Genomic DNA, 16,942 nt, shown 5'->3' with positions numbered 1-16,942 from the left:
GACCGCCGACACCCCCTGGCGCCGCTCCTTCCCACCGCCCCCTTCGACACACCGATAGCCCTCTTGTAGAGAAAGAGGCGCTATCCGGCCGCGCTGTTCGAGAATCTCGCCGACAGCGCCAACGATCTGGGGCTCTTCGCCGAGCAGATTGACCCGTACAGCGGGGCCCAGCTGGGTAACTTTCCGCAGGCTTTCTCGCACATCGGACTGGTCCTCGCGGCATGGCAGCTCAACCGTGTGTCAACCGACACGAGGTAGCGTTCGCAGATCTGCCGTCGTGCTCCGGCCAGGGCGGCGGCGGTCTAGCTCTGCCCGGCCAGGTCGGCGCAGCCGGTCTCCTCGGGAAGCAGCGGCCGGAATACGATCTTCCACTGTTTGCCGTCCGATTCCCATGGTGTGTCGGCGTTGGCCTTCCGGGCCGCGTCGACCACCTTGCCCGCCTCGTCGTCGGCGACCACCACGCAGCCGACGTCGAGGGTGGCCTTGAGCCTGTCGCCAGGCAAGGCCGGTCCCGGCCAGGCTACGGCGGGCTGGGCCGGCAGCGCCGGATCGGGCTGCGTCACGTGCGGCGTCGCGATCGCCGCGATCGCCACCGCCGGATAGGGTTCCGGCTCCTTGACTGTGCCGGCACCGAGCGTGGCGCGCACGTCGCTCAATTCGTTGACCAGTTCGGAGAGCTTCTCGCGGGCCGCCTTCTGCGCGTCGCTCAGGCCGCCGGCCTCCTCCATGCCGAGCGCGACGACCTCCAGCGTTTTGCTGCCCTCGGCGGTGGCCAGCGTGAACCGGGTGTTCTGCACGTCGGCGACCGGCGGCTGGCCGAGGTCGGTGGCGGTGCCAACGCCCGCCTCCTGCGCTTTCTCGAACAGTGTCTGCACGTTGTCGGCGGAGATCACCGTCTGTAGCAGGTGAGGTAGCGCCGGGCCGGGGTGGGCAAGAGTCGTCGGCCCCAGGGTGATCACCCGACCGTCGCCGTAGATCGACACCAGGGGCAGACGGCTCGGGATCGTTTCGACGGGCACGAAGCCGCCGGTGTGATCGATCCGCAGCACGACGGCGTCGCCGTCCAGGGACCCGACAGGTGCCGGAGGCGGGCTTCCGACGCCAGGCTGGGGGCCGCATGCGGTCAGGAGAAGCAACGCAGGTACGGCCGCCGCCAGACCCAGAAGGGGTGTCCGTGTCGTCATGCCGGTCAGACGACGAGAACGGAGATCCGGTTCCCGGCGACCGTGGCACGCTCGAAATAACAATCCGCTGGTCCCCCACCCCGACCTCGACGACCGCACCAGGATCATGTTCGACCGCGTGGGTGCCGCCGTCATCCCGTCCGAGGGGCTGACCTCGGAGTGGGTCGCTGCCTTCCGGTCGCCTCCGGGGGATGGAGGCCCTCGTCGAGGAACTCCTCCACCAGTGGGGCCAGCAGCGCGGCCCGCTGCGGCAGCGAGGCGTGTGTGGTGCCGGGCAGGATCGCGAGGCGGCAGCGCGGCAGCCCACAGACGTCGCCGGGCACGCCGCCGCCGAGCAGCCGGAACATCCGTACGGCATGTTCCGGCCGTACGATGTCCGCGTCACCCACCACGACCAGCGCGGGGACCCGTAGGGACCGGATCTGCGCGGGCGTCCACTCGGGCGGATGCGCGTCCAGCACCGCCATCTTGGTGACGAGGCGGTCCCAGCCGGCCGGGTCGGGCGCGGTCCGCAGGTATTCCTCGTGCAGCTCCGAGCCGTACAGGTGCTCGGGCCGTAGGCGCTGGGCGCCGTCGAGTAGCCCGGGGTGCAGGCCACCGCGGTCGAAGGTGGACGAGGCGAGCACGAGGCGGCCTGCCTGCGCCGGGTGGTGGGTGCCGACCCGCAGTGCGACCGCGGCGCCCAGACCCCAGCCGAGCACGTCCGCCTGCGGCAGGCCGAGACGGTCCAGCAGGTGCACCACCTCCGCCGCAAAACCCTCGACCGTGTACGGGCCGTCGCAGTCGGGAGTCCGGCCGTGCCCCGGCAGCTCGATCGCAACCACGCGCCGCCTTCTCGCCAGCAACGGCATCAGCACGCCGTACGACGTACGGATGCCGGACAGTGCGGCGGGCACGAGGATCAACGGCCGTCCCGGGCCGGTGCCGTGGTCCTCGAAATAGATCTCCATGGGTCCAGCGTGCGTGGCTCCGCTTACGGTCGACTTACCGCCGTAGCATGTCCCGCTGTGCGTTTCGGGATTCTCGGTCCGCTCGCCGTCACCACCGACGACGGCGAGCCTGTGGTGGTGCCCGGCGCCAAGGTGCGGATGCTGCTCGCCGACCTGCTGGCGCACCGCAACAAGGTGGTCTCCGCGGACCGGCTCATCGAGGATCTGTGGGGCGACGACGCACCCGCGAACCCGGCCGCCGCGCTGCAGGTGCGCGTGTCGCAGCTGCGCAAGGCGCTCAACGACGCCGAACCGGGCGCCCGTGATCTGATCGAGTCGCGGCCCCCGGGCTACCGGCTGCGGGCCGACGATGTGGACGCCGACCGGTTCGCCGCGCTCGCCGACGCAGCCGACGTGGTCCGGCTCGGTGCGGCGCTCGCGCTCTGGCGCGGCCAGGCGTACGCCGACGTGGCCGACCAGGAGTTCGCCCGCGCCGAGGCGACCCGGCTCACCGAGCAGCGCCTCCTCGTGTACGAGCGGCTCGCCGAGGCCCGGCTGGCCAGCGGCGAGCACGACATGGTGGCTGCGGAGCTGGCCGAGCTGGTCGAGCGCCATCCGCTGCGGGAGGGCCTGCGCGGCCTGCACATTCGCGCCCTGTACGCCGCCGGGCGGCAGGCCGAGGCCCTGGAGAGCTACGCCGGGCTGCGCGAACGACTCGCCGACGAGCTGGGCCTCGACCCGGGCCCCGAACTGGCCGCCCTGTACCGACAGATCCTCGACCAGGACCCGGGCCTCAGCGCCCCACCCAAGTCCGCGATCGTCCGGAACAGCCTGCCCGCCCAGCTGGACGAGCTGATCGGCCGGGCCGAGGCCCTGACGGAGCTGCGCACCCTCATCCCAGCCGGCCGGCTGCTCACCCTGGTCGGGCCGGGCGGGGTGGGCAAGACCCGGCTCGCCGCGGCGGCCGCAGCCGAACAGGTGCAGCCGGACGGCGTACATCTGGTGGAGCTGGCGCCGCTTGCGGCAGCAGACACGCGGGTGGCGGAGCAGGCGCTCGGGGTTCTCGGTCTGCACGAGGCACCGGGCACGACCGGGTCTGCGGCCGACCGTCTGGTGGCGGCGTTGCGGCACCGCGAGATGCTGCTCGTACTGGACAACTGCGAGCATGTGATCGGAGCGGTCGCCGCACTGGTCGGGCGGCTGCTCCGCGATGCGCCCGGGGTGCGCGTGCTGGCCACCAGCCGCGAGCCGCTGCTGCTCGCGGGCGAACGGATCTGGGAGGTGGGTCCGCTCGCGCTGCCGTCCGACCCGACCGACGTCGACGCGGTACGGCGGTCGGCCGCAGCCCGGCTCTTCGTGGCGCGCGCCGCCGCTCAGCACCGGGGGTTCCGGCTCGACGAGCAGACCGCACCGGCCGTGGCGCAGCTCTGCCGCCGGCTGGACGGCCTCCCCCTGGCGCTGGAACTGGCCGCGACCCGGGTGCGCGCGCTCGGCGTACAGGGCGTGGTGGATCGCCTTGACGACCGCTTCCGGCTGCTCACCACGCGGCAGCGGGATGTGCCGGAACGGCAGCGCACCCTGACCGCGGTGATCGCGTGGAGCTGGGATCTGCTGGACCCGGAGGACCGAGCGGTGCTCGCGCGGCTCTCGGTGTTCCGCGACGGCTGCACACCCCAGGCCGCCGAGCAGGTGTGCGACGCCGGCCTGGACGCCGTGGACCGGCTCGTGGAGCGGTCGCTCGTGGTGGCCGAGCCGGGGCCGCGTTACCGGCTGCTGGAGTCGGTCGCGGAGTTCGGCGCCGCGCAGCTCACCGACGCCGCCGCGATCCGGAGCCGGCACGCCGCGTACTTCCGGTCGCTCGCCGAGCGCGCCGATCCCCTGTTGCGCGGCCCCGAGCAGCGGGAGTGGCTCGCGACCCTGGACGCCGAGCGAGCCAACCTGCAGGCGGCGCTCACTCATGGCGGTGGACTACGGCTGGCACTCGCACTCACCTGGTACTGGGTGCTGCGGGGCCGGCTCAGCGAGGCCCGCGCTGCCCTGGCGCTGGTCGGCACGGCCGAAGAAGAGCGCCTCGCCGCGCCCTGGCGACTCGGTCTCGCTCTGCTGCAAGGCGAGCGGGTGCCTTCGGACGTACAGGATGTGCTTGCTCCTGATACGGCCGGGCGGGCGGTCTGGTTCGTGGCGAACGCCGTGCTGGAACGGGGTTACCTGGCGCTCGCCGCGCTGCTGCTGCCGGAGGAGTTCGACGACTCGTGGACCGAGGCGGCGGTGCTGACGTCGCGGGCGATGCTCGCGCACGCGGCCGGTGATCCGCCCGCGCTGGAGGCGGCTGCCACCCGCAGCGACGCGCTCTTCGCCGAGTTCGGCGACCGATGGGGGCGGTTGCGGGCCAGCGACTGGCTCGGCGGGCTGGCGGAGTTCCGTGGCCAGAACGAGCGGGCCGCCGCCGTGCACCGGGAGGGGCTGCGCTGGGCGACCGAGCTTTCGCTGTGGCCCGAGGTCGGCGGCAAGCTGTCCTGGCTGGCCTGGCTAGCTGTGCAGGGCCGGGACTACGAGGTCGCGCGGGAGTTGGCAGAACGCGCCTACCGGCTGGCCGCCGAACAGGGGGCACCCGCCGCGGTAGTGTTCGCCGAGATGGGCCTCGGCATCGCCGCCCGCCGCTCGGGCCGCCTCGACCAGGCCGTCACCCACCTGACCCGGATCGCCGACCAGGGTCGGATCGAGCCGCAGCCGCCGCCGTACCTGCCGATGATCCTGGTCGAGCTGGGCTACGCGCGCGAACTCCAAGGCGACCCGTCGGCCGCCCGGGCACTGCATCTGGAGGCGTACGACGCCGCCATCGGCTCCACCCGTGACGGCATCGGCGCGGTCGAGGGCATAGCCGCGTTGGCAGAGCCCTCCGTGGCGGCCCGGCTGCTGGGCGCCGCAGCCACCGCCCGCGATCAGAATGCCGCCCCGGCCGCCCCGGCCGAGCAGGACGAGCTCGACCGGACGGCGCGACGGGCGGTTGCTTCGATCGGCCAGGAACGCTTCGACGACCTGGTGGCCGAGGGCGCGAAGCTCTCCCTCGATCAGGCGGTGGCCTTGGGCCGGTAGGTGGCGACGATGACGCCGTTCTTGAAGATCCGGGTGTCGATCAGTTCGAACGTGGCCTTTACGTTGCTCAGCACACTGGTGAAGCTGGGAACACCCTCGATGACCGGGTGGATCCAGAACTTCACCTCGTCGACCAGGCCGGCCTTGACGAGCTGCGCGGTGACCTCGCCGTACCCGTACTGCACGATGTCCTTGCCGTCCTGAGCCTTGAGCTTCGCGACCGCCTCGACCAGATCCCCTTCCAGCACCTCGGTGTTCTTCCAGGAGGGGTCCTTCAGCGTCGTCGACGCCACGTACTTCTTCACGTTGTTGAAGAAGGCGGCACCGGTGGCGGGGTCGCTCTCGTCCATGGCCGGCCAGGCCTGTGAAAAACCGTCGTAGGTGGCCCGGCCCATGATCAGCGCGTCCGCGCCGGTGGTGAGTTCGGCGGCCAACTCGGCCGCCTCCTCGGCGAAGTAGGGCGACGTCCACATGGGGTTCTCGACGACGCCGTCGAGGGTGAGGTAGGTGGAGTTGATGAGCTTGCGCATGGGATGTTCTCCAAGGTGGTTGCGATGTCGCTGCTGACAGGGAGAACTCTGCCGAGGACCGCTTACGATTTCCTTCAGATTCCCTTCGAGGCGGGTACGCTGAGACACTGCGCTGCCTGGGCGACCTGCACCGGCAATGTCTCCTACAAGCTCGGGAGGCTGACCCGAACGGCCTGCGTCGTGACGGTAACGGCCATCGCGGTCACCTGCTGACGCCACTCGATCGGCGGAGCCATCCGTTTCACCCGGCGCCGGCTACCTGCAGTTCATCGCCGACCGGCATCGAGGGGTGGTCGCAAGCGTGATGGCTCCGACTGGGTCGGCACGCACGGCGGCAGATCAGTGCACCTGATTATGGTTCGTCATCTGCGACCCAGATGCGCCCGGGCTGGGCGTAGTCACGCTCGGCTCGGTCCACGACGAGGGCGAAACCACTCTTGTCCGGGTTCTGCGAGCAGTTCAGTTCAATACCTAGCATGGTGAATGAATGCCCGGCCGAGACATCACGGAGCCTTGTGCTCGATCGAGCGGTGCCCTGCAGTACGGTACCGACGACGAGCAGCCCGCGGCGTACTCCGATGTCAAACACATGGGTGACCCGGAACTCGAAGGTCGTCACAGCGGTGATTGTGCCAGTGGCCCAGATGGAGGCGCGGCACCAAGGCAGGCAGATGCGGTGTCGTCGGTGGGTAGACGGCCGACAGGTCCGTCACGGTTCTCCGAACGACGCCCTCGACCAGCGGTAGAAGAGGATGCTCGCCGAGTACAGTGCGCTGGTGATCCCTGGGCTGCCCTGAATGCGGTGGAGAGGGTGTGCCCCTGCTGGATGGTCACCATGCGTAACCGCCAGAGTTAGAAGACGAGCGAACTCGCCCCAGACGAATACGCGCTCCTGCCAGTCGCCCCCACCTGTTCGATCCGATGCGATTCGCCCTCGTTGGTGTGGCGTCCGCCCGAAGCTTGCGGAATCCGGACTTACCTTGCGGGTGATCTTGCGGAGTCCGGGTCTAGTTTGCGGACCGGGGTGGTGGCGGCTTCAGCGGCGACGTCGGATCGTCGGTGACGCAACTCGGCCGGCAGCACCGCCAGTGCGATCAGCGCGCCGAGCAGGCCCGTCGCGGCGAAGCCCCAGGTCGGTGCGGAGGCATCGATCACCGCCCCGGCCAGCGGGGCGCCGAGGGCCAGACCCACCACCATCGCCGAGCCGTGCAGGCCCATCGCCTCGCCCCGTACGCTCGCCGGCACCAGCCGGCTCACCGCGTCGGAGGTGGCGGCTACGGTCGGCGCGGTGAGGGCCCCGGACGGCAGCAGCACCAGGGCCAGCAGCCACCACTCGCCGCTGCCCAGACCGACCGGAATGGTGACCAGACCAAGCACCACGGCAAGGCCCACTGACGGCACAGGGCGGGACAGCGCGCCGTAGGTGAAGCCGCCGACCAACGAGTACGAGGCCCAGAGCGCCAGCACCACACCGGCCCATTCGACCTGATCGGCGTCTCGCAGTACCGCCACCACCGCCACGTCGGTGCCGGCGATGACCAGTGTGCTGGCCGCGCCGCCAGCGAGCAGCCCGATCAGCCGTGGGGTCAGCCACTGCCGGCGGGGCAGTGGCTGCGCCGGCGTCGTCTCCTCGTCCCGGGCGCGGGACGGCGGGTTGAGTACCAGCAGGGTGAGTCCGGCCAGCACGATGCCGCCGCCGACTGCATACATGGTCAGGGTGGGCGAGACGCTGGTGGCCATGGCCACGGCCGCCGCAGGGCCGATCATGAAGGAGAGTTCGACCGACATCGAGTCCAGCGCGTACGCCTGACGGCGCTGGGTCGGCGGGACCAGTGCGGCGATCGACTGCCGGACCACGGAGAAGACCGGGAGGGTGAGCAGCCCCCCGACGAACGCGGCGCCGAGCAGCACCGGGTACGGCAGGACCGGCGCCGTCGCCCAGAACAGCGCCTCGACCACGGTGGTCAGCAGCAGCATCGGCCGCAGGCCACGCCGGTCGACCAGCCGGCCGAGCAGCGGTGCGCCGAGCGCCGAACCAACCGTCAGCGCGGCCCCGACCAGTCCGGCGGCGAAATAGCCGTGGCCCAGGTCGAGTACGTGCAGCGTCATCACCACCGCGGTGGCCGCCACCGGCACCCGAGCGAGGATCGCGACCAGCAGCAGGGGTCGCAACCCCGGCAGCGCGAGCGCGTCCCGGTAGGGCCTCAGATCCAGCATGGTCCGTACCTCCCGGGGCTTCCAAGGCCGAAGTCGTCCTCGTGCACGCCGAGGTCCCAGTCGTCCTGGCACTTCAGAGGGGCGGCGCGCAAACCGGTGGTCGGCAGTATCAGTTCGGGCATGCGGCCGACCGTATTACCGGCCCGGTGGGCAAGCCAGCGCTTCAATCGCAACATCAACAGCGCTCAGAGGTCGATTCCTCCGTGGCAGTGACCGCCCCTTAGACGAAGTAGAGGGGGACGCCGTGCCGCGCTCCAGAGCCGCACCAGAACCCTCAAAGAAGCCTTTCAGCAAAAGGAAGGCGTCAGTCGGGCTCGGTTCCAGGTCCACTGCTTGTGATGTGCGCCACAAATGGTCTCATGGAAGGTTTGGGCCGCGATCCGTTTCCATTCGTCCGCTATGTAGTGGCCGAGCGTCGTTGCTTCGTTGCTCATGTCCTGCGTGTTCGGTCATGTGTACGGCACCCCTGGCGGACTCGTACGGTCACGCGACCGCCCGGCTACGAATCCGTGGCGGGGATCCGGGTCGCCTGTGGCAGGCGTACGAGTGGGCCGACGCCCGGGTCAGCGCGGACGGGCAACCCCGGAGGTGGTCGGACTCTCGGCCGAAAGCGCCGGCACGATCGCGCTCGCCGTGCAGGTGCCCATCTACGAGGTGACCGCCGACATCCCCAACCCAGATCAGGTCTTTCTCCGACTGGCGGTGACCCGATGATCGCCCTCGTACGCACCGACCTCTACCGGACGACGACGGTCCGGTCCGGCTGGCTTTCCATCGCGGTCCTTCGCGTTGTGACGACGGTGCTCGGCTGGGTGAGCGTCGAGATGTGACAGTTGGGGTGCCCGAAGGCTCCGGCACCTGACGATGATCATCGCGATGACCGCCATGCGTGCGATGTGAGTCACTGCCCAATTGGGGGAGGAGCGTCCACTTCGGCCACTTTTGGATCTTGGACCGTTACCCGTTCGTGATCGTGCTCGGCGGTTTGATCATGGGACAGTGGCGCCCGGTCTTACGCGGTCGACATCCGCAGGCTGGTTGGTTCCTTGATCTGACGGGGTGAGGGTGCGATGAGACGACACGCGGTGCTGTCGCGCGGGGCGCGGATCCGGGGCGTACTCACCGCCGCCGTGGCCACGACGCTGCTGGGTAGCGCGGTGGCGGTCACTTACGCCTCGGCGGCGGTGACCGCCAAACTCACACCACCGCTGGCCACTCCCGAGGTCCGGGCCGTGCGCGGAGTGAAGCCCCTTCCGACGCACTTCGCGTCGCCGGCAAAGCCGTCCAAGCCCTTCGCCCCGGTCCAGACCCGCTGGCCGGCGGCCGGCACGAGCACCCTCACCCTGGGCACCCCGTCCGCCGCGGTCAGCGGCGCCCGGACGGCGAAGGTACGCGACGACCGCTCGCCGGTCTGGGCACAGGCGGCGGCCGACAGCAAGGGCCGCTACTCCGGCCCGCCCGCGCTCGACGTCCGGGTGCACGACCGCGCGGCAGCACAGGCAGCGGGTGTCGCCGGAGTGCTCCTGTCCGTGGCGGGCACCGGTGCCGCCACCGCGAGAACCACCGGTGCCGAGGTCCAGGGCGAGGTCACCGTCGGGGTCGACTATGCCTCTTTCGCGCAGGCGTACGGTGGCAACTACGGCCTCCGGCTGGGCCTGGTAGCCCTACCGGCCTGCGCCATCAGCACCCCGGCACAGCCTGCCTGCCGGAAGGCGACGCCGCTCCCGTCGACGAACGACGCCGTCGGCCAGAGCGTGTCGGTGCGGCTGAAGCTCACCAGCATGGCTCCCGTGGTGCTCGCGGCTGTTGCCGCCACTGCCGATGGTGGCAAGGCAGGCACGTACGCGGCCACGGACCTGATGCCCTCGGGCTCCTGGCCAGCCGGGACCAACATTGGATCGTTCACCTACTCGTACCCGATGGCCGTGCCGACGTCCTCGTCGCCCCTGGTTCCGTCGTTGTCACTCAACTACGACTCGAGCGCCGTGGACGGACAGACCGCCTCGACCCAGGCCCAGTCGTCCTGGGTTGGCGAGGGCTGGTCGACCCCGAAGTCGTTCATCGAGCAGTCGTTCGTGTCGTGCTCGGACAACCCGGGCGGTAGCGCATCGCGGGTGTCCACCCCGGACAGGTGCTACGACGGGCCGATCCTGACCCTGTCGCTGAACGGCTCGTCGTCCTCCCTGATCTGGGACGCGGGCAAGAAGGTGTGGAAGCCGAGGAGTGACAAGGGCGAGGTGATCACCCACGTCACCGACACCAACAACGGCACCGGCACGTACAACACCGACTACTGGCGGGTGACACTGCGCGACGGCACCAGCTACGAGTTCGGCCGCAACCAGGTGCCGGGCTGGTCCTCGGGGAAGGAGACCACGAACTCGGTCGACGTCCAGCCGGTCTACTCGCCGCACCCGGGCGACCCGTGCTACAACGCGGCCGGGTTCGCCTCGTCGGTCTGCACCATGGCGTACCGCTGGAATCTGGACTACGTCAAGGACATCCGCGGCAACGCGATGGCGTACTACTACAAGCAGGACGTCAACTACTACGGCCGCAACAAGGGTGCGAGCAACGTTCCGTACACCCGCGACAGCTACCTCGCGCGAATCGACTACGGCTTCCGCGACGGCGGCGCGTACGGCACCGTGCCGAACCAGGTCTCGTTCAACACGGACAACCGTTGTCTGTCGGGCACCTGCGCACCGCTGGGCGACAGCACAAAGGCGAACTGGCCCGACGTGCCGTACGACCTGGTCTGCGCCGCGGGCACGACCTGCATGCCGTGGAGCCCGTCGCACTTCTCCACCGTCCGGCTGAAGTCGATCAGCACCCGGCAATGGTCGACCGCGTTGTCGAAGTATGTGCCGGTGGACACGTACCTCCTTGAGCACCGCTTCCCGGCGACGGGTGACGGAACGTCCCCCACGCTCTGGCTGGACTCGATCACCCACACCGGAGCGACCACCAGGACCGACGGGTCGACCGAGTCGATCGCGCTTCCCTCGGTCTCGTTCGGTGACGTCGAGCTGCAGAACCGGACCAACCCGGACGGCCTGCCGGCCTTCATGCGTCGCCGGATCGGCACCGTCACCACCGAAACCGGTTCGGTGATCACCGCAACCTACGAACTGCCGAAACCGTGCGCCACCCCGGTGACCATCGACCCCGCCACCAACACCTCCTCCTGTTACCCGGTCTACTGGACCCCCGGCGGCTCTGCCGATCCCGTCCGGGACTGGTTCAACAAGTGGGCGGTCACCAGGGTGACCTCGACCGACCCAACCGGGGGCGCGGCGCAGACCGCGACCAGCTACAGCTACACCGGCGGCGCCGCATGGCACTTTGACGACAACGAGCTCGTCAAGGCGAAGAACCGGACCTACGGGCAGTTCCGGGGCTACGTCAAGGTGCAGACCAGAAACGGTGACGGCGTCGACGACCCGCAGACGTTGTCCGAAACCACCTACTACCGGGGCATGTCGCGGAACAACGGCGGCGCGGCGGTGAGTATCACCGACTCCCAGGGCGGCAAGCACGACGACGCCGACGAACTGTCCGGCATGGTGCTGGAGTCGACGTCCTATCGCGGCGACAACGGCCCGGTCGACAGTTCCACCATCACGTCGTACTGGGTATCGGCGGCCAGCGCGAGCCGCAGCCGCACCGGCCTGCCCGCCCTGACCGCGAACGTGGTAGCGCCGGTGCAGACGTACAACCGGCAGGCGATCACCGGAACCGGAGCGACGACCTGGCGGGTCACCCAGACCGACAACAGCTACGACACCGCCACCACCAGCACTTCCTTCGGTCTGCTGCAACGTACCTACGTCCACACGGTGCCGGCGGACCCGGCCTACGACCAGTGCACCACCAACACGTACGCCCCGGCGAACGTGGCGAAGAACCTCGTCGGACTGCCCGCTGAAACCGAAACCGTCGCGGTGGCCTGCGGCGGCTTCACCCAGGGCTCCCCGGCCTCGGTACCGGGAAGCGTCAACACCCTGACCGCCCCGGGCACGGTGTCCCGCCCGGCCCAGGTCGTCAGGGCCGTCCGGACCTACTACGACGACCAGGACTGGTCCACCACCTGGCCGCAGCCGACAGCACCGAGCACCGGCGACGTGACAATGACCCGTACCGCCTCCGACCACACCGCGGGCGCGTACGTGTGGCAGACCACCAGCCGAGGTAACCCGTACGACCTCTACGGCCGTCCGACTGTCGCCTACGACGCCAACGGCAACAAGACGAGCTCGTCGTACGCGGTGAACGCGGTCGGACTCACCATCGGCGTCAGTGTCACGAACCCGCTGAACCAGACCTCGTCCACCACCCTGGACACCGCAAGGGGTCTGACGCTCACCTCGACCGACCCGAACGGTGTCGTCACCACACAGCAACACGACCCACTCGGTCGCATCAAGGGGGTATGGACCGACTCGCGGGCGACCAGCCTGCCGGCGAACTACACCTTCGACTACCAGGTGTCGAAGACCGGTGTCACCGCCACCACCACCAGGAAGATGAGCGAGCTGTCGCTCTACCAGACCTCGGTCACCATCTACGACGCGCTGCTGCGTACCCGGCAGGTCCAGTCGATGACGCCGAACGGCGGCCGGATGGTCACCGACTCGTTCTACGACAGCCGGGGCTGGGTCACCCGTACCTACAACGGCTGGTGGGACGACACCACCCTGCCCACGGTGTCGACCCCGGCCAGCGCCGCCGACCTACACAAGCAGGTCGCGAACCAGACCTGGACCACCTACGACGGCCTCGGTCGTGCGGTGATCGTCACCGCCGCGAAGGACGGCGTCGCCGTCTCCACGACAACCACCGTCTACAACGGTGACCGGACCACCGTGGTCCCACCGGCCGGCGGTGTCACCAAGACCAGCGTTTTCGACCCACTCGGACGCACCAGTCACCTCCTCGGATACACGACCCGACCGACGGTCGACAGCCCGTCGAACACGTTCACCGGCGTCTTCACCATTACCGGCGGCGACACGGTCGACACCAGCTACGGCTATGACGCCAGGGGCAACCAGACGACCGTCACGGACACTGCCTCGAACACCTGGACGTCGACCTACGACCTGCTCGGCCAGGTCGTCGCCAAGTCGGACCCGGACGCCGGCACCAGCACCATGCGGTACGACGCCAACGGCAACCTCATCCAGGCCACCGACGGTCGGAACAAGACGCTGTCGTACACCTACGACGCCCTCAACCGGAAGACGGGCAGCTACGCCGCCACCGTCGAGGCGCAGTCGACCACCAACCGGGTCGCCTCCTGGGTGTACGACAACTCCGACAACGCCGTGCCCACGATGAAATACCCGGTCGGGCACCTGACCACCAGCACGTCGTACGTCAACGGCGCCGCCTACACGGTCCAGTACAAAGACTTCAACATCTTCGGCAAGTCGCTCAGCGAGACGGTCACGATCCCCGCGACCCTCGCTGGCCCACTCCTTGCCGGTACCTACACCTACGCCCACAAATACGCCACCACGACAGGCCTACATACTAAGGACGTCCTGACGTCCCACGGCGGGCTGCCGAACGAGACCGTCAACTACGCCACCACCGGCGTGTTCGACCTGGTCACCGCCGTGGCTGGGCAGAACAGCTACGCCCTCGACGTGCTCTACGACGCCTATGGCCGGGTCGCCCAGCAGGTCCTCGGAAACTCGACCAACCAGGCATCGGTCACCTACACCTACGACCCGCACGACGGCCGGCTCATCGACCAACTCGTCAGTCGCGGCACCGCCACACCGAAGGACATCGACAAACAGAGCTACTCCTACGACCCGGCCGGCAACATCCTCCGCGAGACAAGCACGCGGCTCTCGGCCGCCACCCCGTCCGAAACCCAGTGCTACGCCTACGACGGCCTCGCCCGGCTCACCTCCGCGTGGACCGCCACCGACAGCTGCGCAGCCGCCCCGACCACGACGAACCACACCATGGTCGGAAACAGCATCGGCGCGGGCAGTGCCTACTGGACGAGCTGGCAGCTCAACCCGATCGGCAACCGCACCCAACAGGTCGAGCACAACCTGACCGGCGGTGTCGACACCACCACGAACTACCAGTACAGCACCACTGCGCCCCACGCCCTGACCTCGACCACGGGTGACCCGGCCGGGACCACGACCTACGGGTACGACACCGCCGGCAACATGACCAGCCGCAACGCCGGCCAGGGCAACCAGACACTCACCTGGAACGAGGCAGGCAAGCTCACCGCCGTCACCGGCGGCGCCGCCGGCAACAGCGAGATGGTGTACGACGCCGACGGCAACCTACTGCTGGAGAAGAACCCGTCGAGCACCGTGCTGTACCTGCCGGGCGAGCAACTCGAACTCCGCAACGGCGCCACCGCGGTCACCGGCACCCGCTACTACCCACTACCGGGCGGCGGCAGCGCCATCCGTACCGGCACCGGTACCAACTTCTCGTTCGCCATCGCCGACAACCAGGGCACCCCGAGTCTCTACCTCGACTCGACCGCCCAGATCCCCACGTGGCGGCAACACACCCCCTACGGCGCACCACGAGGTGCGACCGACGCATACCCGGACAACCGCGGCTTCCTGAACAAGCCGGTCAACCTCGACGTCGGACTCGTCCACGTCGGCGCCCGCGAGTACGACGCTGTCACCGGCCGGTTCGTCAGCGTCGACCCGGTCCAGGATCTGACCGAACCGCAGCAGTGGAACGGCTACGCGTACGCCGACAACAGCCCCGTCACCATGAGCGACCCCTCCGGGTCGGGCCCGGAACGCGGCAGCGGAAGCGGCTACGACTCCTGCGACAACGTGGTGGAAGCGGCGTCAGGATCGGACGCGGCGAAAACCTACGGCGGTTGGAGCAACAACACCCCGTGCTAAGAACGCTCACATCGCCGCGGGCGCGTGGGAGTACGGGTCTTGGCTTCCTGAACGGTGGTCAGGAAGCCAAGACCGTCGGGGGTAGGTCAGGCGGTCGTGCGGGCGGCGGTCTCGATGAGCTTGGTGACCGCGTCCGGCGCCGTGATGAGGGACAGGTGACCGGCGTTCACCTTCACCACGTGGGCTTTCGCGTGTCCGGCCATCGCAAGCTGCGCCGCCGGGGGGATGAGCTTGTCCTGGGTGCCGACGAGGGCCCAGGACGGGATCGACGCCCACGCCGGTGCACCGGAATGCTCGCCCAGTGCGACCAGCGAGGTCGGGCTCTGCGATGCCGCGAGCACCGCGATCTGCGACTTCGACAGCCCGGCACCCAACGCCGCTTCGAACACCTTCGGCAGCAGGTAGGTGTCGTAGATGCCGGCCGGGGCACCGGGGTACGGAAGGAGTTTGAACACCGACGTCGGGTTGGTCCCGGCGGGCGCGAGCACGGAATCGGGGCTGGTGAGCTCGGCCACGCTCTGGTCCGCGTCAGGGATGTAGGCATCCACGTAGACCAGCGCTTTGACGTTTGCGTTGCCGGTGGCCGCGTTGGTGATGACCGCGCCGCCGTACGAATGTCCCACGAGGACGACCGGGCCGGTGATCCCGCCGAGGAACTCGCGCAGATAATCGGCGTCGCTGGACAGGCCGCGCAACGGGTTCGGCGCGACGACCACCGGGTAACCGTCGTGCTGTAGCCGGCTCACCTCGCCCGACCAACTGGACCCGTCAGCCCACGCACCGTGCACGAGCACGACGGTCGGTTTGGCCGATGCGGGACGCGGATGGTGGGAGTGCGCGACGTGACTCGTCGAGGCCTGCGCGGTGCCGATGCCGGCACCACCAAGGGTGAGGGCACCGATGGCCACGCCTACGTAGATGAGGCGGCGCCGGAAGGACAACTTCACGGTGTTTCCTTTCACTGCTGGAAAAAGTCGAGTAGGGCGGCGTTGACCTGATCGGTGTGGGTCCAGGCGATGGCGTGCGGCCCGCCCTCGATGACGAGCAGTCGCATATCCCCGATGAAGGCGGACAGCCGCTGGCCGGTCACCCCGATGGGTAGGACCCGGTCCTGGTCGCCCTGGATAACGAGTACCGGCACGTCAATCTTGGACAGGTCTTCACGGAAGTCGGTGAGCCAGGTCGGGATACAGGCCACCGCGGCGAGGGGAGATCCGGCCACGGCCACGTTCCAACTGGCCCGGAACGCGTCGTCGCTGACCAGCGAGCCGCCGTAGACGTCGAGGTTGTAGAAGTTCTCCAGGAACTGCTTGAGCCACACGTACCGGTCCGCCCGCGCGGCCTGGATGAACCCATCGAACAAGGACTGCGGTGCGCCTTCGGGATTGTCGTCCGTTCGCAGGAGGAACGGCGGGATCGGCGACAACAGTACGGCCTTCGCGACCCGCCCGGTGCCGTAGCGACCCAGGTACCGGGCAACGTCGCCGGTCCCCATCGAGTGACCCACGAGGATGGCGTCGCGCACGTCCAGTTTCTCGAGCAGCACGTTCACATCGCTGGCGAACGTGTCGTAGTCGTACCCACTGGCGGGCTGGCTGGAATTTCCCCAACCCCGCCGGTCGTACGTGATGACACGGTAACCGGCCGCGAGCAGTGCGGCGACCTGCTTCTCCCAGGCCCGCCCGCTGAGTGGGTATCCGTGACTGAGTACCACCGGCGTACCGGTGCCGTGATCTTCGTAATAGATTTCGATCGGGTTGGCTCCCTCTGAGCCAACGGTGACACGGGGCATGCAGACTCCTTGGGCTTGCGTTCCGCTCTGGGAACCTTGCCGAAGGTACGGATATTGCGCCGTTTCGCGAATCACCCGAATCGCGTAGTCCCCGTGTTTGTCGACCGACTCGACGGACAACGAGAGATGGGGGATGCGGGGGAGTCGGGGCAAGCTGCAGGCTGGGCCGAATAGCGAAGCCGGTCCCCTTCCATCACTAGCCTCGGCCCTTCAGTAAGGGTGGGCGGTGCCGTGGTCCGGGAACGCGAAAGTGCCTTCTGATTTGGGAAGATCTGGGATGTCTAAGGCC

General features: G+C 68.9%; 10 protein-coding genes and 1 pseudogene. 4 read left to right on the top strand and 7 right to left on the bottom strand.

The window, feature by feature from the left end:
• Positions 1 to 72 precede the first annotated feature (72 nt).
• A pseudogene (locus tag ACWEFB_RS37815) lies at positions 73 to 258 on the top strand (glycoside hydrolase family 15 protein); the annotation flags it as partial.
• A gap of 44 nt (positions 259 to 302) precedes the next feature.
• On the opposite strand, the gene ACWEFB_RS37810 reads toward ACWEFB_RS37815, so the two are convergent.
• Positions 303 to 1,049: a hypothetical protein gene (locus ACWEFB_RS37810; protein WP_452293040.1), complete on the bottom strand. Its 747-nt coding sequence runs from the start codon at positions 1,047 to 1,049 to the stop codon at positions 303 to 305.
• Between the two features lie 266 nt (positions 1,050 to 1,315).
• On the bottom strand, positions 1,316 to 2,134 hold the full coding sequence (locus ACWEFB_RS37805) for an alpha/beta fold hydrolase (protein ID WP_452293039.1): 819 nt from the start codon (positions 2,132 to 2,134) through the stop codon (positions 1,316 to 1,318).
• A 57-nt stretch (positions 2,135 to 2,191) separates the two neighbouring features.
• Between ACWEFB_RS37805 and ACWEFB_RS37800 the strand changes: the two genes are divergently transcribed.
• The gene (locus ACWEFB_RS37800; RefSeq protein WP_452293038.1) at positions 2,192 to 5,209 is read left to right on the top strand and encodes a BTAD domain-containing putative transcriptional regulator; all 3,018 of its coding nucleotides are present in this window, start codon (positions 2,192 to 2,194) and stop codon (positions 5,207 to 5,209) included.
• Here the strand turns inward: ACWEFB_RS37800 and ACWEFB_RS37795 are convergent.
• From ACWEFB_RS37795 to ACWEFB_RS37785, 3 genes are all read right to left on the bottom strand, one after another.
• A complete protein-coding gene (locus ACWEFB_RS37795) occupies positions 5,185 to 5,739 on the bottom strand; it encodes a dihydrofolate reductase family protein (protein WP_452293037.1) in 555 nt (184 codons plus the stop codon). The genes ACWEFB_RS37800 and ACWEFB_RS37795 overlap by 25 nt on opposite strands.
• A gap of 352 nt (positions 5,740 to 6,091) precedes the next feature.
• Entirely contained in the window at positions 6,092 to 6,358 is a 267-nt protein-coding gene (locus ACWEFB_RS37790; protein WP_452293036.1) for a hypothetical protein, read from the bottom strand.
• Between the two features lie 356 nt (positions 6,359 to 6,714).
• Positions 6,715 to 7,956 (bottom strand): MFS transporter, encoded by a 1,242-nt coding sequence (locus ACWEFB_RS37785; RefSeq protein WP_452293035.1) that lies wholly within the window; start codon positions 7,954 to 7,956, stop codon positions 6,715 to 6,717.
• Between the two features lie 546 nt (positions 7,957 to 8,502).
• Here ACWEFB_RS37785 and ACWEFB_RS37780 point away from each other — a divergent pair.
• Together ACWEFB_RS37780 and ACWEFB_RS37775 are read left to right on the top strand one after the other, a co-directional pair.
• Positions 8,503 to 8,670: a hypothetical protein gene (locus tag ACWEFB_RS37780; RefSeq protein WP_452293034.1), complete on the top strand. Its 168-nt coding sequence runs from the start codon at positions 8,503 to 8,505 to the stop codon at positions 8,668 to 8,670.
• A gap of 356 nt (positions 8,671 to 9,026) precedes the next feature.
• A complete protein-coding gene (locus ACWEFB_RS37775; RefSeq protein WP_452293033.1) occupies positions 9,027 to 14,861 on the top strand; it encodes an RHS repeat-associated core domain-containing protein in 5,835 nt (1,944 codons plus the stop codon).
• An 86-nt stretch (positions 14,862 to 14,947) separates the two neighbouring features.
• Here the strand turns inward: ACWEFB_RS37775 and ACWEFB_RS37770 are convergent, their stop codons facing one another.
• Together ACWEFB_RS37770 and ACWEFB_RS37765 are read right to left on the bottom strand one after the other, a co-directional pair.
• Entirely contained in the window at positions 14,948 to 15,808 is an 861-nt protein-coding gene (locus ACWEFB_RS37770) for an alpha/beta fold hydrolase (RefSeq protein ID WP_452293032.1), read from the bottom strand.
• 11 nt (positions 15,809 to 15,819) lie between these two features.
• Positions 15,820 to 16,653 (bottom strand): alpha/beta fold hydrolase, encoded by an 834-nt coding sequence (locus ACWEFB_RS37765; RefSeq protein ID WP_452293031.1) that lies wholly within the window; start codon positions 16,651 to 16,653, stop codon positions 15,820 to 15,822.
• Positions 16,654 to 16,942 lie beyond the last annotated feature (289 nt).

This window comes from Micromonospora sp. NPDC004704, assembly GCF_053601675.1.
This window is presented reverse-complemented; position numbering and strand designations above follow the sequence as displayed.

What these genes read in the sequence shown, in the direction of transcription:
- ACWEFB_RS37785 (WP_452293035.1), bottom strand. Translation starts at nt 7,956, where the DNA reads ATGCTGGATCTGAGGCCCTACCGGGACGCGCTCGCGCTGCCGGGGTTG.
- ACWEFB_RS37795 (WP_452293037.1), bottom strand. Translation starts at nt 5,739, where the DNA reads ATGCGCAAGCTCATCAACTCCACCTACCTCACCCTCGACGGCGTCGTC.
- ACWEFB_RS37775 (WP_452293033.1), top strand. Translation starts at nt 9,027, where the DNA reads ATGAGACGACACGCGGTGCTGTCGCGCGGGGCGCGGATCCGGGGCGTA.
- ACWEFB_RS37765 (WP_452293031.1), bottom strand. Translation starts at nt 16,653, where the DNA reads ATGCCCCGTGTCACCGTTGGCTCAGAGGGAGCCAACCCGATCGAAATC.
- ACWEFB_RS37805 (WP_452293039.1), bottom strand. Translation starts at nt 2,134, where the DNA reads ATGGAGATCTATTTCGAGGACCACGGCACCGGCCCGGGACGGCCGTTG.